Origin of the sequence: Streptodolium elevatio (genome assembly GCF_040649515.1) — a bacterium.
GTDB lineage: Bacteria > Actinomycetota > Actinomycetes > Streptomycetales > Streptomycetaceae > Yinghuangia > Yinghuangia elevatio.
In genome coordinates, this window is the sequence record NZ_JBEZFP010000061.1 from 17,710 (window position 1) to 41,810 (window position 24,101).

A 24,101-nucleotide genomic window follows, 5' to 3' on the forward strand; every position below is an offset into this window, starting at 1 on the left:
CAGACTCTTTGCGCTGCCGCCGATGACTCATCCGGCTACTGCGGACGCGGCAGGAGCCGTGCCGGTACCGCGCCTGCGGTAGCCGGGTGCTCGTCCGTGAGCGGGACCCGGCCGAACGGGGTGCCCGGCTAGGGTGCGCCCTATGACGTCAGGACGGTTCGCGGTCGGCACTGCTGCCCGGGATTGGGCGGTCGCCGTCGGGGTGGCCGCGGCGCAGTTGGTCACCGGGCTGTCCGCGGAGCGCTCCGCCGGCGTTGTCGACCTGCTCGGGTACGTGCTGCTGGTGGCGGGCGGCCTGGCGCTGGCCGCAGGCCGCAGGGCGCCGGTGGCTGTACTCGTCGGCACCGGGCTGTGCGCTCTGGGTTACCAGGCGGCCGGTTTCGATGTGCCGGTCGTGGCTTTCTTGTTCGCGGTGTACGCGGCGATGCGGGCGGGGCACCGCAAGGCCACGGTGGCGGCGTCCGTGGTCCTGTTGGCCGCGCTGCCGCTGGCCGCGCTGGTGTCGTTGCGCGACGGGGGCGAGGCCTACGCGCAGGCCCGCGGCGCACTCGAGATCGCGTGGCTGATCGCCGCGGGCGCGGCCGGTGAGGCGCTCCGGCAGGCCGAACGGCGCGCGGACGAGGCCGAGCGCACCCGGGAGGAAGCCGCGCGGCGCCGCGCGGACGAGGAACGGCTGCACATCGCCCGCGAATTGCACGATTCGCTCACCCATCAGATCTCGGTGATCAAGGTGCAGGCCGAGGTGGCCGTCCACCTGGCGCGGCGCCGCGGCGAGGAGGCCCCCGAGGCGTTGCTGGCGATCCGCGAGGCCGGCCGGGAGGCGAGCCGGGACCTGCGAGCGACCTTGGAGGCGCTGCGCGACGACGGGAAGGCCCCGCCGCCGGGGATCGACCACGTCCCGGAGTTGGTGGAGCGGGCCCGTACGTCCGGCCTGGCGGCGACGTTGACGATCGACGGGCCGCGGCGGGGCGTGCCGGCGCCGGTGGACCGGACCGCGTACCGGATCGTCCAAGAGTCGCTGACCAACGTCGTCCGGCACGCCGCCGCCGCATCCGCGTCCGTACGGATCCACTACCGGCCCGACGCGCTGACGATCCGCGTGGACGACGACGGCACCGCCACACCGGCCGGTACCGCGGGCGCCGGCGTCGGGTTGACCGGCATGCGCGAGAGGGTCGCCGCGCTCGGCGGCTGCCTGGTCGCCGAACCGCGCGCCGGGGGCGGGTTCACCGTCCAGGCGGAACTTCCGGTGGAGCGCGCCTCGTGATCCGCGTCCTGCTGGTCGACGACCAGCCGCTGCTGCGCAGCGGGTTCCGCGCACTCCTCGACGCCGAAGGCGACATCGAGGTGGTCGGCGAGGCTGCTGACGGCGAGCAGGGTGTGGCCCTGGCCCGCGAACTCCTGCCCGACATCGCACTCGTCGACATCCAGATGCCGGTCCTCGACGGCATCGAGGCGACCCGGCGCATCGCCGCCGACCCTGCATTGGCCGACGTCCACGTGGTCATCCTCACCAACTACGGCCTCGACGAGTACATCCTGGACGCGCTGCGCGCCGGCGCCGCCGGGTTCCTCGTCAAGGACATCGTGCCCGAAGACTTCCTGCCCGCCGTCCGCGTCGCCGCGCGCGGCGACGCACTCCTTGCCCCCTCGATCACCCGCAAGCTGATCGACCGCTACATCGCCCAACCGCTCCCCGCCGGAACGGTCACCGGGCTGGACGAGCTGACCAACCGCGAATGCGAAGCCGTCGCGCTGGCCGCGCGCGGCCTGTCCAACGACGAGATCGCGGAGCGCATGGTGATCAGCCCGACGACCGCGAAGACCCACCTCAACCGCGCCATGGCCAAACTCCACGCCCGCGACCGCGCCCAACTCGTGGTCCTCGCCTACGAATCAGGACTGGTCACCGCAGGCCAACCCTGAGACCCACCGCCCAGATGCCGCCGACCACGCGAACGGCAGGACGTGGGTCCCGGTGACCTCCACATCCGGGCACACTCCAGCCTGCCCGGCCAGGGCGACGCGTTCGGCCCCGTCAACCGATCTTCGAGCGGTCCGACGCCGCCGACACCGCTCATCAACAAACGCCCGTCGTCCAGGTCATCCAAGTCGTCCAGGTCATTCGCGTACGCCAGACGCTCCGCAGCCGCCCACGCGGACGCCCCGACTGGCGGGCAGCGACGTTCGAAGCCTGTCGTGCTGGCGTGCTGCGCCACGTCATGTCCGTCGGCGGAGCCCGCCAACGCGCCACCACGCCCCCGGGCACACGGTCAGGGCGGCCCGGCGCAGTCGGGGCGTACAGTCCCCCCGGATGCCCCGGAGCGAGCACACGTCGGGGGGCGCCGGACGATGCGCCGCGTCTGCGGCGCCGGCCCTCACCGGTGGTCGACGAGACCGAAAACAACGTGCTGATCGCGAAGTTCGCCGCCCGCACTTGGGATCCTGGCCGGCGTTTCGACACCGCCCGCATCCCCACAGCGTGGATTATCGAGAGCTACAGCCCCGACCGGTCGACGCAACTCGACGACCAGGTCGAGTCGTACGCCGCCGACGGAACCGACGTGGAACTCCCCGACAGACCGAGGAAGTCGCCACCTATTCGCCGACGGTTTCGCGCAACCGGGCCTGTCGAACGCACTCCTACCGCAGCCCGATCTGCTGCTTGTCCTCCAGAACACCCTTGGTGAAGAAGAACTGGGCCTGGGTGCCGTACTGCCCGAGGCACACCCATCCCGCGTACTCCCCGTCGATGTTGCCCGACGACACCACCGAACAGTTCTCCCGGCCCATAATCGCCAACATCTCCTCCGGGGTCATCCCTCGGGTGACCTTGTTGAAGTTCGCCAGCGTCGCCCCCTGCTTCCCGGGCAGCGGCACCGGCAGATCCGTCGGCATGTCCACCCCAGGCACCTGCGGCGCCTCCCCGTCATCCGAATCCGAGCAGCCCCCCGCGAGCACCACAACAGCAGCAATCACCAGAGAACCGGCGGCACCGCGCAGACGTCCCATCCTCAACTCCCCGTGTAGACCGATGCGCACCGTACAGGCGCACGTACAAATCCCGCGCCCCGATGAGCATCAACCCCCCAACGCCCCCGCACCAGCGGCGAACCCCTCAACCTCCGGCGTCCGCAACCACCGGGTGCCCTACTTCCGATCCCGTCGGGGTGATGTGTGGGTCGCTGCCGCCGAGTGCCCGGGACACCGAGCGCCCTGACACGTCGTCGCCTGCCGCCAAGACGCTCGAACGCGTGGTTTCCAGTGACATGAAGTGGTCAGCGCGGCGGGTGCGTTCGAGGTCTACGCCGACAAGGCGGCAAGTACCGGTTCCGGCTCAAGGCCGGGCACGGCCGAATCAGCGCGACTGGCGAGGCGTACAAGTCCGAGGCGGCGTGCATGAACGGGATCAGGTCGCTCCCGCCGGGCGCGCCCGGCGCGAAGGTCAAGGAGCCCACGAGCGGCTGCGCTGCCGGTATTCGGTTGGTGTGAGGCCGGACAAGCTGCGGAAGCGGCGGGCGAAGTACGTCGGATCGTCCCATCCGACGGCGGCGCCGACCCGGGCGGTCGGCAGCGCCGAGTGGGCCAGCAGGGTGGCGGCGTGCTCGACCCGGAGCCGGGCCAGGTAGCCCAGCGGGGTCAGCCCGACCGCGCGCCTGAACAACCGGCCCAGGTACGCCGGATCGAGGTTGACCGCCCGGGCCAGGTCGTCCAGCCGCCACGGTCGGTCGGGTGCTGCCTCCAGCCGGGCGACGGTGGCTGCGACGGCGGGGTGGAGGGCAGGCTCGGGTGTCGGCCCGTCGCGGTCGCGGGCGTCGGCCAGCACGCCGAGGACGGTGGCCAGGCGGCCCAGCACCCGGCCGCGGCGGCTCTGCTCGGCCCCGAGGTCCCGGGCGAGCAGGCCGATCTGCGCGACGGCCTCCTCGGCGGCGGCCGGATCGACGGATGTCACCGCCACGCCGTGCGTGCCGGAGGCGACCGGATCGGTCCACAACATCCGGCGCAGCATCGGGATGTCGTACAGCGCCGCAAGGTCGGGCCCCGGCGCCCGGGTGGACAGGCAGCAGTTGGCGACTACGAGTTCGGCGCAGCCGCGGAACCCGTGCCAGGCGCCGGGTCGCAGGACGATGACGTGTCCGCGCCGCAGGGGGTGCTCGCCTCGGCTGGTCATATGTCGGCCGTCGCCTGTGGCGACGACCGCGATCTCGAGGAAGTCGTGCGCGTGCGCCTCGATATCGGCGTCCACGCGGTGGACCCCCGCCAGGACCGGTCGCCCGGCGAACAGGGCGTGCTCGTGCAGCGTGGCAGGCATGTCGGAATCGTACGACTGAGTGTCGGGATCGGCCTGGCCCGTCCCGGCCGCCTTGGACGAGGCTTGCTGTGGCGCGACAGCGGAAAACCTGGAGGCGGGAATGGCCAGAACCACAAGTAGGCGTGCCGGCAGCGACATCGGTGCCGACGGGCGGATCTCGGAGGAACTCGTGGCGGCGTATCGCGTAGACGGTTTCGTCCGGGTACGCGGCGTGCTCGCGCCGGGGCAGGTCGAGCGCTTCCGTGCCGGCGCCGAGGCGTTTTTGGCGGCGCACCGCACCGAGAGCCTGGAGAAGCAGGGTGTGTTCCGGCAACTGGTCAACGTCTGGCAACGCGACGAGGTGCTGCGGGAGTTGACGTTCGACGCGCGACTGGGCCGGATCGCCGAGCAGCTCGCCGGGTTCCCGCTGCGGCTCTGGCACGACCAGATGCTGGTCAAGGAGCCGCACAACAACGCCGCCACGGAGTTCCACCAGGACCGTCCGTACTGGCCGCACGAGGGCGACCGGCTCGCGCTGTCGGTGTGGACGGCGCTGGTCGACGTCCCGCCGGAGCGCGGCTGCATGACCTTCCTGCCCGGCACCCAGAACCGCGCCGGGCTGCGCGCCCAGGACCTGCACCGCGAGGAGGACCTGTTCGAGCTGGACCCGTCGTTGCGCTGGCTCCCCCGGGTCACCGTGCCGCTGCAGGCCGGCGACTGCACCTTCCACAGCGGCCGCACCGCGCACATGGCCCTGCCCAACCGCACCGACCGGGCGCGGCTCGCGCACGTCACGATCTACATGGACGAGGCGACCCGCTTCAACGGCGGCCACCATGTAGTGACCGACCCCCTCGGCCTCGCCCCCGGCGACCGTCTGGACGGCGCCACCTTCCCCCGCCCATGGGCTCGGACATCAAGCCACCCGGACGGGAACACCCCCTCAGACACTGAACCCACTGCCAACACAAGGCCTACACCGGCGATGCCCCCGCCTGACTCGCCGTCCAACACCACGAAGGACATCGCGTGATCCAGGCCACGCCGAGCCCCCGCGTTCGACGATGGCCCGTCCGCTCTGAACTGGGGGTGAGGCCATGGCACCCCCATGGCCCAGAGAGCCTCATGAAGGGACTGCAAAACCGTCTATGAGCCAGACGAGTTGGAGGCGTAGCGTCCGCCGAACAGCTACTCGCTTCCAGGGCGGCTGCCTGCTTCTGCGGTGCCTGGATGGCGAGTTGGGGTGGCGGGGTGGTCAGTTGCCGCCATGAAGCCCGGGAGCGAGCCTCGGCCGCGAAAAGCTGACGTTGCGCCGCGGGACTCGCCCGCGGCGCAGTCGGAGGAGTCCGTGGCGGAGTACGCGAACGCGGCCCGGCGCGGACGGGCTCGATCAGCCGATCGGTGGTGCGAGGTATTCCAGTGCATAGCCCTCGCGTGAGGGGGTTACGCGGGCGATGCCGGGTGAGTCGAGGTGGGCACCGGCTACAAAGTGGTGTGGTTGGGTGAGTTGTTCGAGGAGGTCCACTCGTGCGGCGCGGGCCTGGGCCTGGTCGCCGTCGAACTCCCAGGATACCTTGGGCCGTTCGAATTGGAGGCTGGGAACGTGGACGGTGTCGCCCCAGGCAAATAGGTGGCCGGCGCTGCTGGTGATCTCGTAGACGGTGTGGCCGGGTGTGTGGCCCGGTGTCGGGATCGCGGTGGCCCAGTCGTTGATCGCGGCCTTCTCCGTCACGGGTACGACCCGGTCACGGATCGGTTCGAGACGTCCGGTGAACACCGAGGTGTCGCCCGCGCCGATCCATACGCGCTCGAGTCTGCCGAACGCCTCGGAGCCATCCAGCGCGATCAGGCCGCTCACGTGGTCTTCGTGGTTGTGGGTTATAGCCACGTCGGTGATGTGCTGGCGGTCGATTCCGGCTTCGTCGAGCGCGTCGTAGATCAGTCCCATGGTTGGGTCGTGCCAGTTGTTGGACGCGCCGGTGTCGATGAGGAGCGATCGCGTGCCGTCGGTGACGAAGAACGCGTTGACGGATAGCCGCAGGTTGTCGCCGACCAGCGGGACAGTCGCCGGCAGCTCGGCAAGCGCGCAGCCGTCCTCGTCTCGGAGTCGGGTCGGTGGCATGTCGATGTATCCGTCGCGCAACGCGGTTACCCGCAGGTTGCCGAATTCGAAGGTGGCGTGGTGTCGGCCACGTGTGATCAGGCGCATGGAACTCTCCGTCGTGTCGGGCGTACTGCATGCGTCTTCTATAGAAGACTCAATCTCTTATAGGAGAAACTCTACACTGTGCGCAGCGACGCATACATCGATCGAGGAGCACGGTGCTCGAGCAGGACGACAACCCGCACCACGGCGACGACCTGGCCGGCGCGTTCGGCCGCAACGTGCGGCGGCGCCGCGAGGAGGCAGGCCTGACGCTGGAGCAACTGTCCACCCAGTCGTCGGTCAGCCGGGCAATGCTCTCCAAGGTCGAACGCGGCGAGAAGAGCCCGACGATCGGCGTCGCGTCCAAAATCGCCCACGCGCTCGGCGCTTCGCTCTCGGACCTGATCGGCGCGCCGGCGGCCGCGGCGTCCGGTGTGGCCGTCGTCATGCGCAAGAACGATCGGCCCGTCTTCCGTGACCCGGAGTCCGGCTTCGAGCGGCACATCGTGTCAGCGGCCCCGGGCGCGGGGGGATCCGAGTTGGTCGTCCACTACCTTCCCGCGCAGGTCTCCACCGGGCTGCTGCCCGCGTATCCGCAGGGCACGGAGAAACAACTCGTCGTGCTCGAAGGCGCCCTCACCGTCGCGATCGGCGGGATCATCGAGACCCTGGACACAGGCGACTCGCTGTTCTTCCAAGCCGACGCGGACCACGGCTTCGCCAACCGAACGGACGGGCCCTGCCAATACATCATGGTCATCTCGCGCAGACCCTGATCGGCCGCCTGTTTCCGAACTTGGGGCGGTGGGACGCGTTGATGCACGTCGAAGCGCGTGGCCCAGGGCGGCGCGCTTCGACGTTTGGTGCCGGCCTGACGTCAGGAGCCGGGGAGGGCGGCGGTCTCCAGGAAGAACCGGTCGATGCTACGGACCGCGGCGGTGAAGTCGCCAAGGTAGACCGGCTTGGTGACGTACGCGTTGCCGTGACCGCGGTAGGCGGCGGCGATGTCTTCAGGCCCGGGAGGTGGTCAGCACCACAACGGGAATGGTCTTGAGGTCTTCGTCGGCTTGGCGAGCTTGAGGAACTCGCGGCGGTCCATGCGCGGCATGTTCCAGTCCAGCACGATCAAGTCCGGGCGCGGCAAAGCCGGGTCACGCAGCCACTTCAGCGCGGCGACCCCGTCCGGCCCGGTCGAACGCCGCGCGCCGCGGCCGCCGAGCAGGGCCTCCTCGAGCGGCATCGCGTCCGCGTCGTCGTCGATGCACCTGGTGTGCGCCACTACGTGGACACGAGGTATTCGCTGAGCACCACCCTGATCATGCAACTCGGTCCAGACGACGCCATCGCCACCGAGACCAGTTGAGCTGGTTGTGCTCCTGGCTCTCGTTGGCATGTGTACGGACAGGTGTGAGTGGCACGCGGGGTCCGCAGCGTCGATCGCCTGGTTGATCGGGTCGCGACCGGGCGGGTTGGATGGAACGGGCCGGAACCCCAAATTCGGGCAAGGACAAGCACGTTGACACCCGCGTCGCCGTTGGCGCGCCCCGGTGACCTCTCCCTTGTCCGCAGCCTTCTCGAATGCCAGTGACGTAAGCCTTGAAAACGCCACGCGTACACGCTCGTTCGCGTTCAACACCCGGACGTGATCACGTACTCACGCCTTGTCCCCTCCGGACGTGAGACGGAGTTGGCTGCATAAGAACACCCACGGTTCGTTCTACAGTCCCCCCGGACTTGACGTGGTCCTGCGTTGCGGAGACGTTGCGGCGCGGTCGGGCCCGGCTCGATCGGGGAGCCCGTGCAAGCGCTTCAGAGCCGGTCGCTGCCGTACGTACAAGCGGCGGGGTGATGGCTGACGTGGTTCGCTGCACCGGGCAGCCGGGGGCAGCAGTGGCACGGAGCCGGCTGTTACCAGACGCTTGTGTAGTTGTTGGGTGGCCGGGACGCCGGGACGACCGTGGAGGCGACGGCTTCTGCTGTGTCCCAAACGGTGGTTCGCCGGGAGCAGTGGTTCAGCACAGTTCCCGAATGTCATGCAGTTCCGCGAACACGTTGCCGACGCCGTCGCGGGCCCGCGCCCACGAAACCGTCGCCGCCGGGTATGCAACGCGACTCTCCGTCCGGGACGCGCGAGCGAGTATCCGCAAAACGCAGGTGCCACGCACACGTTGGCCGCTGGTCACGCGCTGCGCCAGCCTGAGGGCATCCACACCCGACCCAGGGGAATCCCGCGTGAGCACGGACGAGTTGGTCACCCACGTCGTCGCCGGTACCGCCGTCATCGTCGCTCTGAGCCATCTGCTCAGGGCCGTCGCGCGGAAGATGCGCCAACCGGCCGTGATCGGCCAGATCCTCGCCGGGCTGGCCCTGGGTCCCAGCCTGCTGGGGCGGTTGCCCGGCGGGTTCATGGACATGCTGTTCCCGCGGCAGGTGCTGCCGTACCTTTCCGTCGTCGCCCAAATCGCGCTTGTGCCCTTCCTGTTCGCGGTGGCCTGTGAACTCGACCTGCGCGTGCTCCGGCAACGGCGCAAGGTCGTACCGGCCGTGGCCGCGTGTGGGTTCGTCATACCGATGGTGCTGGGCGGCGGCGCCGCGTTCCTCGTGGCGCCTCTCTACACCCCTCCCGGCGGGGACGTAACCGGGAACACGGGCTTCGTCCTCTTCATGGCCGTGTCCATGGCTGTCACGGCCGTCCCGGTGCTGGCCAGCATCATCCGTGAACGGGGCGCGGCATCGACCGTCGCGGGCGTCGTCTCGATGACCTCCGCGGGCGTCATCGACGCTCTCGGCTGGATCGTGCTCGCCGCGGCCGTGATGGCGGCGGGCAGTTCGGAACAAGAGCACCTGTCGCTGCCCGCGACGGTGGCTCTCTTCGCCGTGTACATGGCCACGATGCTGTGCGTCGTACGTCCGGCACTGCGGCGCTGGCTGTCCCGCCCCGAGGCTGTCCCCGGCGGCGACCTCCCCGTCGTCGCGGCGCTGGCCATGGCCTCCGCGTGGGCCACGTCCGCGCTCGGACTGCACGTCATCTTCGGCGCGTTCGTCGCGGGGATGATCATGCCGCGCGGAGCCGACGGCGAACCGGACGCGAGCCTCGTACGCCCGCTCCAGGACAGCGGCACCATTCTGCTGCCGGTCTTCTTCATGGTCAGCGGACTGTCCGTGGACATCGGTGCGCTGAGCCGAACCGACCTCGCGCTCCTCGGCATCTTCACCGCCGTCGCCACCGTCGGCAAGGTCGGTGGCGGCTACCTCGGCGCGCGCCTCGGGGGAATGCCCTCTCATGAGGCGACCGTGGTCGGCGTCATGCTCAACACTCGAGGGCTGACCGAGCTGATCGCCCTCAACATCGGCCTCCAGAGCGGCATCATCGACCAGTCGCTCTACACCGTGCTGGTCATCGTGGCCCTCGTGACCACGGTCTCCACAGGCCCGATCCTGACCCTGCTCCGATTCCCCCGCACTTCCCCGGCCGCACCCGTCGCCGCCACCGTCGCGGCCGACGCCCAGGCCGACGCCCCGCTCCCGGTCCGCGGTTCGCCCGACCCCTCAGACGCAACGACCTAGCTCAAAGCCCTGCGTCGCCCAGGGTCTTGGGCATGGCCCAGACCGGGAGCGGCGGCTACTTGGCCACGTACTCGTGTCGCGATTGCTGGAAGGCATTCCGCATGAGTTCGGCTATCGCAGTCGGCCGCATACCGTCCGGCAATTGGAGAGTTGGGTCGCTTCAGTCGCTGATCCGTAGGGCCCAGTGCGCTGACCTGCACAAATACGCCAGCGACTCAGGGGTCTCACTCAGCGACTGTCGACGATTTACCGTGCCTGGTTGCCGGGTGCGGGTCGCTTCCACAGTCGCTTCGATCGCTGTCCTGCGGTCGGCGCATCCGTGTTGCGGCGTCGCCAGGTCTTGACTCTCGGACGCCCGGACTGATGGTGCGTGGGTCGACGGCTTCGGAGGGCGCGCCGGTGGCGTAGAGCCCGTTGGGGGTCTTGGTCGCGGTCGTGGGGGGGGCAGCCACATCACCCGGCGCAGGAAGGTTCCCAAAGCCCGGGAGGCGTTGGAGGCGTTGGAGGCGGGGCCGAGGACGGCCTAGCCGACGAGGCGTCCGTGGCGGTGACAGGCGGGTTTGCCGGCGCGGCGCGGGGGCCCTGTGTCGACAAGGCGGCATCCGGCCAGGAAGCGGCCGAGGTGAGGCGTACGGCTGGCGGCCTTTGGGGCTTGGCGCCTCGATCGTCCGTGCGCACTCCGCATATTGCAGGGGCTTCCCTCACCGCTTGTCACCCGCGGGTGACTACGGTCTCGGTCATGGATTCGCAAAATGACGCTCTCGCCCCGCCGCCCCAAAGGTCCGGCCGCAGTCCGTGGCTTGTCACCGGGATCACGGCTGTGGTCGCGATCGGCGTGATCGGCGGCTTGCTGTCGATATCGGGCAACAGCGGTACTCCGACCGGGCCGATGGGCGGAAAGACGCCGCCGATCCCGACGCTCCCCGGCGGCGTCGGCACGAAGTCCCCCACCGGTGTGCCGTCGACCGGGGCCGGTGGGAAAACACCCGCCACCGGTGCGTCGGGGAAGCCGACCGGCAAGAACGACTGGAACAACGCGACCGGCGACACGACGGTGTTCACCGCCGACGAGTGGTTCCCCGAGACGGGCGCCCGGACGGTCGAGGCGCGGTCGTACCAGCATCTGGCCAAGCAGACCGGCTCCTGCACGGCGGCCGAGCCCGAGATGCGCCTGCTGATGAAGGGGACTTGCATCAAGGTCATCCAGTCGGTGTGGGCCAACTCGGGGAAGACACATGTCGGGGCGCTCTCGGTGGTGTCGCTCACCGACAAGCCCGCCGCCACGGCCCTGCAGGACCAGCTCTCCGACGACCGCAGCAAGGGCCAGTACGTGAGTTTCCTGACGCCGCCGTCGAGTTCGGGCGTACGCGTCCCTGCGTCGGCGCCGACCTGGGTGAGCACGACCGTGTCGGGTCACTACATGGTGATCGCGGAGGTCGTACGGGTCGACGGCGGAGCCAAGGATGCCACGTCACGGGAAATGGTCAACGACCTGCGTGCGGTCGCCATGAAGTACGTCGACACCGTCTCCACCCCCTGACGATCCGCCCGACCGGTTGTGGTTGTGAGGGCGGGTCCGCGGCGCGTTCCGATGACGACGCGCGGAGTTGCCCGGACCGGCCGGGATCCGAGGCAATACCCTCAGCCTTCGCCGGGGCTGTTACGCCACGCTGGGGGCAAGGAGGCCACTGATCCAGGGAGTTGCGCATGCAGGACGGCGTGCCGGATCGCGCATGGGCGGCGGGGGAACCTGTGTCGGTGGCCAAGTGGGTCGTCCTGGTCAAGGAGCACCTGGCTTCGGGCGGGCGCATGGAGATCACGCAGGTGTATCCGGCCGACAACCAGGAATCGGCGCGGCGCATGGCCGATCACCTCGTGTGGACGTACCAGCCCCGGCACCCGTGGACACCGGGCGGCCGCCGGGTGTTCCGGCGCGGCGTGGACGCGTGGATCGTCGACGTCCAAGGGCAGGTGCAGCGCATGCACTTCGAGGTTTTGGTCGCCGAACAGCTGGCCGGTCCCGGGCAGTTCGGGCAGTAGCGGAGTTCGAGGGAGCGGCGTTGTTCCGAATCCGGGTCGTACGGGATCCCGACGAGATCTCCCGGCTGATACCGGAACTCGCCGCCGTCTGGGCCGCGTCCGAGTCGCAGGACGTCCGGGCCGCCACGGAAGCCAAGTACCGCAGGGCCTCGACCGACCCCCAGGCGCCCGCGTTCAGCGCCGCGGTGGCGCAGACGTCGGACGGCCGTGTCGCGGGCTTCCGAGCCGGTTCGCTGTACACAGGGGACCGGTCCCTGTGGCGGGACTCCTTCGGCGGCCCGCTGCTGGTCCCGCGTGCGGGCGGCATGCACGCGATCAGCGCGGCCACCAGGGAGCGCTGGGCCGACCGGCCCGTCCCGCACGGGCTCGCGGTGGCCGTACACCCGGAGTTCAAACGGCAGGGCCTGGGCAGGGAGGTGACCCGGGCCTGGGGGGACGGGCGCCCCGCCGACGAGCAGTACGCGACCGGCCACATCGCCCCCGACAACACGGCCTCCCTGGCCACCTTCCGCTCGCTCGGCGCCCAGATCATCGGCACCCGCGAGGACGGCAGGTACTTCTACCTTCTCCCGCTCCGCGGTCAGGGCCCCGCCGAAGTCGACCGTCAAGTGGCCGCCATTCAGCGGGACGCACCCGGCTTCGACGCAGCCCTGGGCGGACTCACCGCCGTGCCGGGACGGATCCCTGGCACACATGCCACCCGCGCGCCCGAGGTGGCCCTCCCCATCGGCCGAGCCGTCGAACGCGCGGCCGGCCTCGGCCGGAGCCTGGAGAAGTGAGGGGGTACGGAGGGCGTGGTTCGGGGGTCGCCAGGGCGGCGTCCCACGGGTCAAGGAGGGCGTCGGCCGACTCTGGTCTGCGAGCTGGGGCCTGAACGCGCCGGAGAGCGGGAGTTCGGCCTAGGTGCAGATGACCTTGCCGCGTGGGGTGTAGCGGATGCCCCGACGGCGACCGGACAGACGGCGGCGGGCGCAAGCGGCCCGCAGGCGAGGATCAAGCCGCGGGACCGACAACTCGTCCGCGGCTCTGCATCCGCCGCTGTGAAAGGCCATACGTCTTAGGTGCTTTGGGCGCCCCTCCCACCTTCCACAGTCCGCCGATGATGCACAAGCAACGGCCCGTGAGCCACTGGGGCCGGAGCGCCCATCGCCGCGAGCAGTTGTCGGTGGAACTGTTCCTCGGCCCACCCCGGCTCGTCGTGAATCAGCGCGTGGTGCACCGCGTCCACGTCCGGCGACCAGCCGGCCTCCACCGCCCACGCCGCGACCCGCCGCGCGTGCCCTGGCATCTCGCGTACCAGCCGGTCGTGCTCCGCGTGCCACGCGGCCGTGTACGCCGTCGCGGGCATCCCCGTCTCGTCCTCGTAGCAGAGGTCGACGGGCAGTTCGTACTCGGCGGCGTACTGCGGCCGGAACCACGTCTGCCACGGGCCTCCGTGTGCCGACCAGCCGTGCACCAGCCCTGCGTCGCTGTCCAGCACGTAGCAGATCAACGCGGGCGCGCCCGTCTGTTCGCCGAGCCGCCGGACCGTTTCCGCGGTCTCCCCCGGTACGCCGTGCTCGACCGGGACGATCTGCCACGCGTCGCCGTACGCGCGCTCGGAGCCGAGGCAGTCCTCGTGTCCTCTGCGGCACAATCCCCCGTTCAGCGGGTCGAGTTCCCGCGCCGAGCGTTCACTGCGTACCACCACGAACTCGCCCCAGTAGCCCATCTCGCGCGCTTCCCTCGCTCACAGATCGTCCCGGGGCATGCCACCCCCGGAGGGCAGGACCGTAGTGCGTCGCACCGACACCGGCGGCCACCAACCGCCAGGCAGGGCAACGCGGCACGCGCGGGGCGAGACAGCGCAGCGATAGGCGGCGACACACGAAGCGACATGATCAGGCGAGGAGCGAGCGCGTTCAGGCAGGACCTGCACATCCCCGAGCAGCCCCGGATACAAACCCGCGGCCCCCTCGCCGCGGCGCGTCACGGCGTCACACGACGTCCATCGTGACGATCCGTCACGAGCCGTCCCCCGCCCGCGCGCCCTCCGGCGCTCGTCCGCAACTTTCCTGCCCCGCGGCCGCTTTGTTGCCTCTCTGTGCCCGTCCATGTCCTCCCCGCAACTTTCCTTGCTGCGGCGCGGCACCCGCATCCGGGCTATCCCGGACAACCCGGGACCGGTCCACACGGCTGGCACTTTCGGGCGGATTTCCCGCCTTCGCCTACCCCGGGGACCCTGCCCGTTCTATCGTCGGCCCGATCGGTGTCACCCGAGGGAAGGGGCCGGCCGTGACCCCACGAGGAATGGGTGCCGCGCGGGTCGGACAGGCGTTGGGGCTGGTCCCCCGCCAGGTCCGACTGGCGGCGCGGGCGGGGCTGCTGGACCAACACGAGGACGGTACGTTCGACGCGGACTGCGTCGCCCGGGCCGCCGCCGACCAACGTCGTTTCCTGGACGCGCTGCACCGCGAGGAGCCGCTGAGCGCCCGTCAGGCGTCCGCGCGTCTGCACATCAGCCGGGAACGGTTCACCCGCGTGGCCCGCACCGCCGAACTGCCGGTGGTGGAACGCCAGTGGCTGCGCCGCAACGGCCGCGACCTGGAGGTCTGCTACTACCGGACCGCCGACGTCGACGCCCTGCTCCCCCATGTCGTCGCGGACATCGAACTGCGTGCCGCAGCCGCGGCCGTGGCGCGTTCGCAGGCCGCCGCCAAAGCTGCCCGCACGCGCGCGTACAACCGCGAACGGGCTCAGCACGCGCGCCAGTTGCTCGCCACCCGCCGTCCGGGGGCGATGGGCGACCCGGTCGAGACTGTGCTGTGGGCCGTCGCCCTCGGGGCCGCGCACGGCCGGATCCCGCCGCGCCTGCGGCGGTTCCGCGACGACACGCGGGCCCGCGCGCTGGCCGAACTCGTCGGGCAGGCACGGCTGCGCCCCGCCGAACTCGCCCAGTTGGCCGAGGAGGCGACCGGCCCAGCGCTGCGCGTACTCCCCTGCCTGGCGAAGCCGCAGGAGGTCGCCGCGCGCCTGGGGGTGCCGGCGATGCGGGTGGCGGAGCACACTCCCGCGCTGCACGGCTACATCGCCCGTTCGACGCTGGAGGAGCTGGCGCAAGTGCCGCCCGGGTGGCTGCTGCTCCTGCGCGGCGACCAGGAGCTCGAGCGCGTCTCGGCGATGTGGGGGCGCGAGCAGGAACTCGTGTGGCAGCAGGCGCGCGAGCGTGCGGACGCGGTGCTCAAGGACGCCGCCCGCGCGGTTGCCCGCTTGTCCGACGAGGCGGTGGCCGAGTTGTTCGGCCTGGATCCGGAGTTGGTGGCGGCGTTGCGGCCGCGCAGTGGACGGTGGTCGGCGGCGTACGTCGAGGAGTTGCTGCGTACCCGCCCGATCTGGCTGGACGACGCGGACGCGGCGCGTGCCGAAGTGGTCCGGCGTGCGCAGTCGGCGGAGCGGCGGGCGTCCGCGCGTACGGCCCGCCGGCTGGGCTGGCGCCGGGTGTGGGCGCATGTGTTCGGGATGCCGGTGGAGGACGTTCCGGAGACTGTGGGCCGCCCGACCCAGGCGGCGATCCGCGCCGCGCTGGCCTCTCCCCCGCGCTGGGCGCGCCAGGCGGACGGCGGCGGCGCGACCGTGTAGTCCCGGGCCCGTGCCGCGTCGGCGCGTTCCGCGGGGCGGTCAGGCCGATGGCCGAGTGGCGGGGTCGGTGGCGAAGCCGGCGAAGTAGCTTGCGGCCATGTCGTCGTCGCCGTGGCCGCGTGCTTCGGCGCGGCGGAAGCGGGCGCCGGCGGCCTGGGTGAGGTCGACGGAGATGCCCGCGCGGGCGGCGGCGTCGGCGATGAGGCGGGTGTCCTTCTCGGCGTTGCGGACCGTGAAGCTGGGCGTGTAGTCGTTGCCGCGGATGGCGGCCATCTTGGCCTGGAGGTACGGGCTGTCCATCGGGCCGCCGGTCATGACCGCGGCGAAGTCCGCGGGGTCGACGCCGAGGCCTTCGGCGAGGGCGAGGAATTCGCCGATCACGGAGGTCATGGCGATGCCGTAGCCGACGGTGGTGAGCTTGAGGCGGGTGGCGTCGCCGACCGCGTCGAAGCGCAGGGTCTTGCTGCCCACGGCGTCGAACACGCTGTCGAGGGCGGGTGGCCGGGGGCCGCCGGCGAGGATGACGAGGGTGCCTGCCTCGGCGGGCTGCCGGGTGCCCTGGACAGGTGCGTCGACGAGGACGAGTCCGTGGGTGTCGGCGAGTTCGGCGAGCCGTTCGAGGGCGGCGACGCCGACGGTGCTCATCTGTGCCCAGACCTGGCCGGTACGCAGGCCCGGTGCGGCGGCGGTCATCGCGGCATGGACCGCGTCGCCGTCGTTGAGCACCGTGAGGATGACATCGGCGCCGCGTACCGCGTCGGCCGGGTCGTCGGCGACGGTGGCTCCGGCGGCGCCGAGAGGTTCGGCGCGCTCGCGGGTGCGGTTCCAGACGCGGAGGTCGTGGCCGGTCGCGAGGAGGTTGCGAGCCATGGCGGAGCCCATGATGCCGGTGCCGAGGAGGGCGACGGTGGTGGTCACGTCGTGGTGCCTTTCGAGGTGGGGCGGTCGCTGGTACGGGGGCTCGTACGGGCGCTGGGTCGGTGCGTTGCGGATGTCGGTGGCCCGTCGGGTGACCCGTCGGGGACGACGGAGAGCAGGAGGTCGACGACGGCGTTGAGGCGTGCGGGGTCGGTGCCGGCCTTGGCGCGTACGCGGAGGCCCTGCACGGTGGTGACGACGAGGTCGGCGAGCGCGGCGGTGTCGGTGTCGGGCGGGAGTTCGCCGCGTTCGCGGCCGCGGCGCAGGACATCGGCGACGCATGCGGTCAGGCCGTCGAGGGCGTCGGTGACGACGCGGGCGGCCATGGGGTCGTGCGGAGTGCGTTCGACGGCGGTGTTGGTGATGAGGCAGCCGCGTCGGCGCGGGTCGCGGGCGGTGCTCTCGATGGTGTCGAGGAGCAGGTCGCGCAGGATCTCGCGGACGGGTGCCGGGCGGTCGAGGCGGCGGGTGTTGTCGGTGGCGGTGCGTCGGGCGTACTGGGTGAGTGCGGCTTCGTAGAGGCCGTCTTTGCTGCCGAACGCGGCGTACAGCGAGCCGCGTCCCAGGCCGGTCGCGTCGACCAGGTCCTGGATGGATGTCGCGGCGTATCCCTGGTGCCAGAAGACGGCCGTGGCGGCATCTATGGCGGCTTCGGTGTCGAACTCCCTGGTCCGGGCCATGCGCCCACCCTAACCTGAATATGGAACGATCAGTCAAGATTCTTGTCGTGCCGCGTGCCGCGTGCCGCGTGCCGCGTGCGGCGAGCGGCGAGCGGCGAGCGGCGAGCGGTATGGGACGGGACGTGGCCGTTGACTTGGGCGACGGCCCCAGGCAGGCGCGCGAGGCGGGTCAGTGCGGTCCGGCGCGCCCGGTCAGGCCGACGGCCCGGTACAGGTCGTCGAGCCCGCCGCGGGCGAGGGCGCGGTCGACGGCGTCCGGTACGGCGGCCAGGTCGGCTTCCGCGGCCCACGCGGTGACGGCCGCGACGGCATCTGCCCGCCGGTAGTCGTCGGGCAGGGCGGCGGCGTACTCCTCGGCGACGCGTTCCTCGCCGAACACCAGGTCGAACGCGGTTCCGCCCGGTGTCGCTCCCTCGCCGACCGCGCACAGGCCGTCGACGACATACACGGCGAGCGCGGGGGCGCCGGTCGCGCGGGCCAAGGCGAGGACGTCGGCGTCGCCGGCTCCGGTGTCGGCTATGCGCAGCTCGCGCCAGGTGCCGAACACGCGTTCGCCGCCCACCGCCCCCGCGAATGCCGCCACCGCGGGGGCGCGGCGCAGCTCGGAGTCCCCGCGGGCGAGCACGACCCAGCCGACGTAGTCCATGCGTGGGGACGGTACGCCACCGGCTGACGCGCCGTCAGCAGGCTGTGGGGGCCTACCGGTCACGGGTCACCACCGCCGTGAGCGGCACGACGGGTACACGCGGTGTCCGTCGTGTCAGCGGTGTTCGCAGTGTCGGTGCGGTCAGCGGATCGGGCATGCGTACGAACGCCGAGGAGGGCCTCGCCGTGGCGAAGCCCTCCTCGCAGTCGGTGGGCGGGTCGCCTCGCGGCGAAAGGCACGCCGAGGCTCCAGCCGAACGGTATTCCTCGGTGGCAATAGGTGAGACCCGGGGACACCGGTCCCACCGACCACCCGTTACAACCACGGCATGTGCACGGGCATTCCCGGCGGCTGGGTCACTGGTGACTACGCATCCGCGACCTACGCACTCGGAAACTACGCCACCGGCGCCGCACGTCCGGGCCGCCCCGCCCGCGTACGGCATCAGGCGTCACCGCCGTCGGGGTCTTCCTCGGCCTCGGCCTCGCGGCGGGCGCGGCGCAGCCGGGTCTCGGCCTCGTGTACGGCGCGGTCGGCGGCCTTGAGGTCGGTGCGAGCCTCGCGTACGGCGGTCTCGGCGTCGCGCAGTTCGTCCTGTGCGGCGGCCAGCCGCGTGGCGAGGTCGGCGGCGCGGCGGGCCGCGCGCTCCTGGTGGGCGGTGGTGCGGTCGAGGCGCTCCTGCTGCCCGGAGCGGGATTCTTCGGCGGCTTCGTGCGCCTCCTCCGCCTCACGCAGCGCCTTTCCGACGCGGTCGGCGCGGGCGCGGCGTTCGCGGCGGGCCCGTGCCCGGTCGAGGTCGGTCGGCGCCGAGGCAGCTTTGGTCGTGCTGGTCGTGGTGTTGGTGGCGCGTTTGCGGCCCGGTTCGGCAACGGGCGCCGGGGCCGCCTCGGGCGCGTGTCCGGCGGTGGCGTGCGGTCTTGTCACCGCGGACGGGCTGACGGCCGGGAACCCGGCGGCGCCGAGCGGGCGGGACAACCGCCCGGACGCCCACTCCCGTGCCGCGTCCGGGTCGGCGAGCGCGGCGTGCAGGGTGTCCTGGACTTCTTGCAGGGCCTGGTTCCCAAGGGGCTGCCCCGCGGACGCGGCAAGCTGCCGGGCCTCGCGGGCAAGTGCGGCGGTCACCTGGCGCTGGCGTGCGGAGAGGGTGCGCAGTTGGGCGGCATCGACGTTGAGGTACGCGTTGCGCAGTGCCTCGCCGAGTTCGAGCAGCGGACCGGTCTCGTCCGGGCGGGTGCGTACGAGGAGGTTGCTCGCCCAGGCGGCGAGGGTGGGTTTCGGCAGGGCTCGGATGCGTTCGCCGAGCGGGCGGTCGCCGGCGCGGACGGCCTCGGCGGCGCGCGCGTTGCGGGCGGCGGTGAACTCGCCGGGGGTGAGCGCGTACAACTCGTCGGCGACAGTGTCCAGATCCACGTGGGGACCTCCATGGCCGGGCGAGTGGGCTCGGGACGGTTGCGGGCGGGCTGTTGGGGGCGGGCGGGGTGCGGTTTCCTGCCGGAAACCGCCGCCGGTTGCGGACGCGGGGGTACGGGGCGCGCGGCGAACCGCTACCGGGCCCCTGCCCGCCCGGGCGCGCGCTCACGCCCCGCCGCGAGAGGTGGGGGCGGCGTGCACCCGGGTCCGGGCCCGGTCGCGCCCCACCGCACAGCCCTGGGTCCACAGCCCTGGGTCGGCGCGGCCAAGGCCGGAAGCCAGGGCCACCGGTTGCGTCAGGCCCGGTCGGCCTGGTCTGCCCGGTCTCTGCTCAGGCCAACCGGGCGTCAGTGTCTGGGCTCCCGCGGCCCCGATGGCGTCGTTGTCCGATGTGCGCCGGGTGTCGTCCGAATACCGTCCTGGTGTGGCCGCTGCGTCCGGCGCGGCCGTACGCTCCGCCACGGTCCCGTCCGGTCCGGCCGGGCGTCGTCCGCCGCGCCTGCCGGGTCTGTCCTCCCCCGGCCGCGGGCAGGTCGGGGTGCCGGGGGCGAGTGCCGGTCGGGGCGGGCGCATCGCGGCTGCGTACGATCGCGTGCCGACCGCAGCACCACTGCCGTACCGACCAACCCGTCCTGGCGGCCGCCCCGGTCGCGCGACCGTCTGGCCACCGAGTCCGAAAGGCCGTACCCCTGAACGCCGCGTCCGCGGAAGCGCTCTCCGTCGTCCTTCTCCTGGCGGTCCTCGGTTTTGCGGTGGTCCGGCCGCGGGGGCTGCCGGAGGCCGTGGTGGCGGTTCCCGCGGCGGGGGTCGTGGTGGCGACGGGGGCGATATCCCTGGGTGCCGCGCGGGAGGAGGCGGAGCGGCTCGGGCCGGTGATCGGCTTTCTCGCCGCGGTGCTGGTTCTCGCGCGGTTGTGCGACGAGGAGGGCCTGTTCGAGGCGTGCGGTGTGTGGATGGCCCGAGCGGCGGCGGGGCGTCCGCGTGGTCTGTTGGTGCAGGTGTTCGCGCTGGCCTCGCTGATCACTGCGGTGCTGAGCCTCGACGCGACGATCGTGCTGCTGACGCCGGTGGTGTTCGTGACGGCCGCGCGGGCCGGGGTGCGGGCGCGGCCGCATGTGTACGCGTGTGCGCATCTGTCGAACACGGCGTCGCTGCTCCTGCCGGTGTCGAACCTGACGAACCTGCTGGCGTTCGCGGTCAGCGGGCTGAGCTTCGTCCGTTTCGCGGCGTTGATGCTGCTGCCGTGGGTGGTCGCGATCGCCGTGGAGTACGTGGTGTTCCGGCGGTTCTTCCGGGCCGATCTCGCGGCCGTGCCGGAGGTGCCGCCGCGCGTGGACGCCCCGGCCTTCCCGGTGTTCGCGCTGGTGACGGTGCTGGGCACACTGGCGGGGTTCCTGGTGGCGTCGGCGGCGGACGTGGATCCGGCGTGGGCGGCGGCGGCCGGTGCGGCGGTGCTGGCGGTCCGGGCGCTGCTGCGGCGGCGCACCACGCCGGGCGCGTTGGTACGGGCGGCGGCGCTGCCGTTCCTGGCGTTCGTGCTGGGGCTGGGCCTGGTGGTCCGGGCGGTCGTGGACAACGGGTTGGCCGACGCGCTGGGGCACGTGGTGCCGCACGGCACCGGGTTGCCCGCGCTGCTGGCCGTCGCGGCGTTGGCGGCGGTGCTGGCGAACGTCGTCAACAACCTGCCCGCGGTGTTGGTGATGCTGCCGCTGGCCGGTCCGATGGGCGCGGGTGCGGTGCTTGCGGTGCTGCTCGGGGTGAACATCGGTCCGAATCTCACGTACGCCGGTTCGCTGGCCACGTTGCTGTGGCGCCGCATCATGCGTGAGCAGGGGGCGGAGGTGGGGTTGGGCGAGTTCACCAGGCTGGGGCTGCTCACGGTGCCGGCCGCCCTGGTCCTGTCGGTCACGGCGTTGTGGGCGTCGTTGGCGCTGATCGGCACCTGAATCGGACCACCGACTCGAGAACCGACTCGACGACCGATTCGACGCCTGGCTCGACACCTGGCTCGACAGCCGACGTCGCGTGACTTGGCCTCAGTTCGCGTGACGCCGCCGGCCGCGCGTCCGGGACGAGGCCGGGGAGCGCGTGCGCGGGTAGCGGTATGGTCGGCGACCGTGACCGGGGCGAGTACGGCGTTGACGGGCATCGGGACGGTACGGGCCGAGCGCGGTCCTCGACGTGCGGGGAGCGCGCGGTGAGGGCCCCGGGCGGTCGGGGCCGCCGCGCCGCGTTCATGGTGACGGCCGCGGTGGTTGCGGCCGCCGTTCTTGCCGCCGTCCTGGTGGTGGTGCTGCGGGACGACCGCGGCGGCGGAGCGGATGCCCGGGTGCGGGCCGAAGCGGTGCTCGACGCACGCCAGTTGGCGCTGATCCGTGCGGCGAAGCCCGGTCCGCGGTGCGAGGACGCGACGCGTACCGGGCCTGTGCCCGCGGCGGACGCCGGGCTGGTGCCGCTGGACGTGATGCGCGTGGACGGCTCCTGCCTGTCGGTGGCGACCGAGTACGTTGCACCGGGGGACGTGGAGGCGCGCCGGGCGGTGCTGGCGCGGGATCCGGCCGTGGTCGTCGCGGCGGTGGCGCCGCCGATGACGCCGCACGCGCTCTCCCCCGCTGCCGCTCCGGCTCCTTCCGCGCTCTCGTCTCCATCGACTCAGGTAGCCCCGGCGGCGCCGACGCAGGAGGACGACCGGCGCGGCGACCAGTGGCCGCTGGACTTGCTCGGTGCCCCCGAGAACTCCGCGGACCTGCCGTGGCCGGACGGGACCGGGGTGGTGGTGGCCGTCATCGACACCGGTGTCGACGCGGGACATCCGGATCTCGCGGGGGCGGTGGTCGGGCGTCGGCACTACGAGGGCGAGGGCGCGCTCGACGAGGAGGGCCACGGTACGCACGTCGCCGGGATCGTGGCCGCGCGGCGCGGCAACGGCGGCATCGTCGGTGTCGCCCCCGGGGTGTCGGTGCTGGATGTGCCGGTGCACCTGAAGAAGGCCAATCCGCGGGGGCCGTCGTGGTGGACCGGGCTGACCTGGGCGGTGAACCACGGGGCGGACGTCGCGAACATGTCGTTCGGCGGGGCGTACTCGCTGTACCAGCTGCCGGAGTACCGCGACGCGCTGGCGTTCGGGGCGGCGGCGGTGGAGTTCGCGCGGGCGGGCGGGGTAGTGCTGGTGGGCTCGGCCGGGAACTGCGGCGAGCGGTTCGCGGGAAACCCGTTCGACAACGACTGCGAGGACCGCCATCAGCGGCAGGTCCCGAGTGTGTACGACGGTGTCGTGAACGTAGGCGCGGTGAACGACGACCGCGAGGTGATGGCGTACTCGTCGAAGAACGACGACGTGGACCTGGTCGCGCCGGGCGGGCAGCAGACGGCTCTGCTGCCACCGGGGCACGGGGGCGGCCTGGTGCTGTCCCTGGCGCCGGGCGGCAAGTACGCGGGGCTCCAGGGCACGTCGCAGGCGGCCCCGCACGTCGCCGCGGCGGCGGCCGTCGCGCGGTTCGTACGGCCGGACGCGACGGCCGAGGAGGTCTCGCGGGCCCTGGTGGACACCGCGGATCCCGGCGGCGTGGACGAGGACGACCGCGGGAAGCGCGGCACCGGGCGCGGCATGCTGAACATCGCCGGCCTGGTCGACCGGATCCGCAACGGCCCGCCACCGGGGCCGACTTCCGCGCCGACGGCCGGGCAGTCTCCCGGGCCGTCGGGTTCGCCCGGGGCGCCGGTGGCGCTCGCGGAGCGTACGCAGGCGGCGTACGTGCAGGACGGCACGCTGTACGCCTACGACGGCGCGACCTCCCACCCGGTGCGTGCCGCGGACCGTCCTCCGGGTTGGCTGGCCTGGTCCGCGGACCACACGCTGCTGGTGGGTGCGGACGAGCGGACGCTGTTCTCGTGGGCCGGGCCGGGCACGAAGCCGGTCGAGAAGCCGTGCGACGACTGCGCGGGCGGTTCGGGAGGGTCCGGCCCTCCGGCGCTCGTGCAGGACGCCGCGGTCACCGACCCCGGCGGCGGCCCGCCGACGGGCGACCTGGTGCTGCGTATGGACGTGGACGGCACGCTGACCCGCTACAACGCGCACACGCTCGACGAGATCGGGTCGTCCGTTCCGGCGTTCCCCGCCGACGCGGTCGGTTCGAAGTCGCTGCGCGGCCCGGTCGGGGGCAGGCTGCTGGTCCACGAGTCGGGCGGGGCGCAGGCGTCGGAGCGGCTGTGGCTGGTGGACCCGGTGTCGGGGCAGGTCGGTCCGTCGCACGATGTCGCGGGGTCGGTGGTCGGGACGGTGGCCACGAGCGCGGCCGGTGACAAGGTGGCCGTCGCGACGGGCTACGGGTCGTGCGGCAGCCCTCAGGGGGTGTACGTGCTGCGCGGTTCCGATCTGGGCGAGGTGGCTCGGCCCGCGCCGCCCGCGGGCGTGATGTTCGACGAGATGTTCTTCAACGGGGACATCCTGTACGCGGCCATGGCCCGGTACGCGATGCCGCCGGGTGAGCCGTGCGCGCGGACCGGGTCCGCGGGCCTGTGGCGTTTCGCGGGCGGTGCGTGGGAGCGGGTCGATGCGGCGGTGGCTGCCGGGCGTCCCCTGGAAGGCCGTTCGCCGGGGGCGGCTCCCGCGGCTCCCGCGGCGGCCACCGGCTGGCTGCTGGCGCGTGACGGGCGGGCCGTGCTGGAGCCGGCCGCGCCGGGCGACCCCGCAAAGGGCGACCTGGGGCCGTTGGGCGATCGGGTGTGGGCGACGCCGACGCGTACGGAGGTTCCGCTGAAGCCGCGGTGACCCGGCCGCAACGA

Annotated in this window: 21 protein-coding genes; 12 read left to right on the forward strand and 9 right to left on the reverse strand. The window is 72.1% G+C overall.

The features are described 5' to 3' along the window. The first annotated feature begins 142 nt into the window (after positions 1 to 142). Both AB0C36_RS22860 and AB0C36_RS22865 read left to right on the forward strand, forming a co-directional pair. Complete coding sequence (locus tag AB0C36_RS22860; RefSeq protein ID WP_358356778.1) at positions 143 to 1,267, forward strand: sensor histidine kinase; 1,125 nt, start codon at positions 143 to 145, stop codon at positions 1,265 to 1,267. Then, the gene (locus AB0C36_RS22865; RefSeq protein ID WP_358356780.1) at positions 1,264 to 1,926 is read left to right on the forward strand and encodes a response regulator; all 663 of its coding nucleotides are present in this window, start codon (positions 1,264 to 1,266) and stop codon (positions 1,924 to 1,926) included. The genes AB0C36_RS22860 and AB0C36_RS22865 overlap by 4 nt, the downstream gene beginning before the upstream one ends. A 717-nt stretch (positions 1,927 to 2,643) precedes the next feature. Here the strand turns inward: AB0C36_RS22865 and AB0C36_RS22870 are convergent. Next, positions 2,644 to 2,898 (reverse strand): hypothetical protein, encoded by a 255-nt coding sequence (locus AB0C36_RS22870; protein ID WP_494410256.1) that lies wholly within the window; start codon positions 2,896 to 2,898, stop codon positions 2,644 to 2,646. Between the two features lie 459 nt (positions 2,899 to 3,357). On the opposite strand from AB0C36_RS22870, the gene AB0C36_RS22875 reads away from it, so the two are divergent. Further along, a complete protein-coding gene (locus tag AB0C36_RS22875; protein WP_358356824.1) occupies positions 3,358 to 3,492 on the forward strand; it encodes a DUF1508 domain-containing protein in 135 nt (44 codons plus the stop codon). Here AB0C36_RS22875 and AB0C36_RS22880 read toward each other — a convergent pair. Further along, positions 3,446 to 4,312 carry a helix-turn-helix transcriptional regulator gene (locus tag AB0C36_RS22880; protein ID WP_358356784.1) on the reverse strand — a complete coding sequence of 289 codons (867 nt, stop codon included), beginning with the start codon at positions 4,310 to 4,312 and terminating at the stop codon, positions 3,446 to 3,448. The two genes, AB0C36_RS22875 and AB0C36_RS22880, sit on opposite strands and share 47 nt — an antisense overlap. A 100-nt stretch (positions 4,313 to 4,412) precedes the next feature. Between AB0C36_RS22880 and AB0C36_RS22885 the strand changes: the two genes are divergently transcribed. Further along, complete coding sequence (locus tag AB0C36_RS22885) at positions 4,413 to 5,324, forward strand: phytanoyl-CoA dioxygenase family protein (RefSeq protein WP_358356786.1); 912 nt, start codon at positions 4,413 to 4,415, stop codon at positions 5,322 to 5,324. 357 nt (positions 5,325 to 5,681) lie between these two features. Here AB0C36_RS22885 and AB0C36_RS22890 read toward each other — a convergent pair whose 3' ends face one another. Further along, on the reverse strand, positions 5,682 to 6,500 hold the full coding sequence (locus AB0C36_RS22890; RefSeq protein ID WP_358356788.1) for an MBL fold metallo-hydrolase: 819 nt from the start codon (positions 6,498 to 6,500) through the stop codon (positions 5,682 to 5,684). A gap of 113 nt (positions 6,501 to 6,613) precedes the next feature. On the opposite strand from AB0C36_RS22890, the gene AB0C36_RS22895 reads away from it, so the two are divergent. Continuing rightward, positions 6,614 to 7,213 carry a helix-turn-helix domain-containing protein gene (locus AB0C36_RS22895; protein ID WP_358356790.1) on the forward strand — a complete coding sequence of 200 codons (600 nt, stop codon included), beginning with the start codon at positions 6,614 to 6,616 and terminating at the stop codon, positions 7,211 to 7,213. Positions 7,214 to 7,464: 251 nt separating this feature from the next. Here AB0C36_RS22895 and AB0C36_RS22900 read toward each other — a convergent pair whose 3' ends face one another. After that, entirely contained in the window at positions 7,465 to 7,716 is a 252-nt protein-coding gene (locus tag AB0C36_RS22900; RefSeq protein ID WP_358356792.1) for a response regulator, read from the reverse strand. A gap of 953 nt (positions 7,717 to 8,669) precedes the next feature. On the opposite strand from AB0C36_RS22900, the gene AB0C36_RS22905 reads away from it, so the two are divergent. The 4 genes from AB0C36_RS22905 (at position 8,670) to AB0C36_RS22925 (ending at position 12,823) form a co-directional block, all read left to right on the forward strand. Beyond that, positions 8,670 to 10,004, forward strand: coding sequence for a cation:proton antiporter domain-containing protein (locus AB0C36_RS22905; RefSeq protein ID WP_358356793.1), 1,335 nt, complete (start codon positions 8,670 to 8,672; stop codon positions 10,002 to 10,004). A 739-nt stretch (positions 10,005 to 10,743) separates the two neighbouring features. Further along, the gene (locus tag AB0C36_RS22915; protein ID WP_358356796.1) at positions 10,744 to 11,544 is read left to right on the forward strand and encodes a hypothetical protein; all 801 of its coding nucleotides are present in this window, start codon (positions 10,744 to 10,746) and stop codon (positions 11,542 to 11,544) included. A 167-nt stretch (positions 11,545 to 11,711) separates the two neighbouring features. After that, the gene (locus tag AB0C36_RS22920) at positions 11,712 to 12,044 is read left to right on the forward strand and encodes a hypothetical protein (RefSeq protein WP_358356797.1); all 333 of its coding nucleotides are present in this window, start codon (positions 11,712 to 11,714) and stop codon (positions 12,042 to 12,044) included. Positions 12,045 to 12,064: 20 nt separating this feature from the next. Further along, positions 12,065 to 12,823, forward strand: coding sequence for a GNAT family N-acetyltransferase (locus tag AB0C36_RS22925; RefSeq protein ID WP_358356798.1), 759 nt, complete (start codon positions 12,065 to 12,067; stop codon positions 12,821 to 12,823). Between the two features lie 278 nt (positions 12,824 to 13,101). On the opposite strand, the gene AB0C36_RS22930 is transcribed toward AB0C36_RS22925, so the two are convergent. Next, the gene (locus AB0C36_RS22930; RefSeq protein WP_358356800.1) at positions 13,102 to 13,755 is read right to left on the reverse strand and encodes a hypothetical protein; all 654 of its coding nucleotides are present in this window, start codon (positions 13,753 to 13,755) and stop codon (positions 13,102 to 13,104) included. A 563-nt stretch (positions 13,756 to 14,318) separates the two neighbouring features. On the opposite strand from AB0C36_RS22930, the gene AB0C36_RS22935 reads away from it, so the two are divergent. Then, a complete protein-coding gene (locus AB0C36_RS22935) occupies positions 14,319 to 15,662 on the forward strand; it encodes a hypothetical protein (protein ID WP_358356802.1) in 1,344 nt (447 codons plus the stop codon). Positions 15,663 to 15,701: 39 nt separating this feature from the next. Here the strand turns inward: AB0C36_RS22935 and AB0C36_RS22940 are convergent, their stop codons facing one another. From AB0C36_RS22940 to AB0C36_RS22955, 4 genes are all read right to left on the reverse strand, one after another. Then, the gene (locus tag AB0C36_RS22940; RefSeq protein ID WP_358356803.1) at positions 15,702 to 16,580 is read right to left on the reverse strand and encodes an NAD(P)-dependent oxidoreductase; all 879 of its coding nucleotides are present in this window, start codon (positions 16,578 to 16,580) and stop codon (positions 15,702 to 15,704) included. Then, positions 16,577 to 17,260 carry a TetR/AcrR family transcriptional regulator gene (locus AB0C36_RS22945; protein ID WP_358356805.1) on the reverse strand — a complete coding sequence of 228 codons (684 nt, stop codon included), beginning with the start codon at positions 17,258 to 17,260 and terminating at the stop codon, positions 16,577 to 16,579. Before AB0C36_RS22945 ends, AB0C36_RS22940 begins: the two co-directional genes overlap by 4 nt. A 169-nt stretch (positions 17,261 to 17,429) precedes the next feature. Further along, complete coding sequence (locus AB0C36_RS22950) at positions 17,430 to 17,906, reverse strand: hypothetical protein (RefSeq protein WP_358356807.1); 477 nt, start codon at positions 17,904 to 17,906, stop codon at positions 17,430 to 17,432. A gap of 444 nt (positions 17,907 to 18,350) precedes the next feature. Then, entirely contained in the window at positions 18,351 to 19,316 is a 966-nt protein-coding gene (locus AB0C36_RS22955; protein ID WP_358356808.1) for a hypothetical protein, read from the reverse strand. Between the two features lie 689 nt (positions 19,317 to 20,005). Here AB0C36_RS22955 and AB0C36_RS22960 point away from each other — a divergent pair. Continuing rightward, positions 20,006 to 21,262 carry an SLC13 family permease gene (locus AB0C36_RS22960; RefSeq protein WP_358356826.1) on the forward strand — a complete coding sequence of 419 codons (1,257 nt, stop codon included), beginning with the start codon at positions 20,006 to 20,008 and terminating at the stop codon, positions 21,260 to 21,262. 251 nt (positions 21,263 to 21,513) lie between these two features. After that, complete coding sequence (locus AB0C36_RS22965; RefSeq protein ID WP_358356810.1) at positions 21,514 to 24,087, forward strand: S8 family peptidase; 2,574 nt, start codon at positions 21,514 to 21,516, stop codon at positions 24,085 to 24,087. Positions 24,088 to 24,101 lie beyond the last annotated feature (14 nt).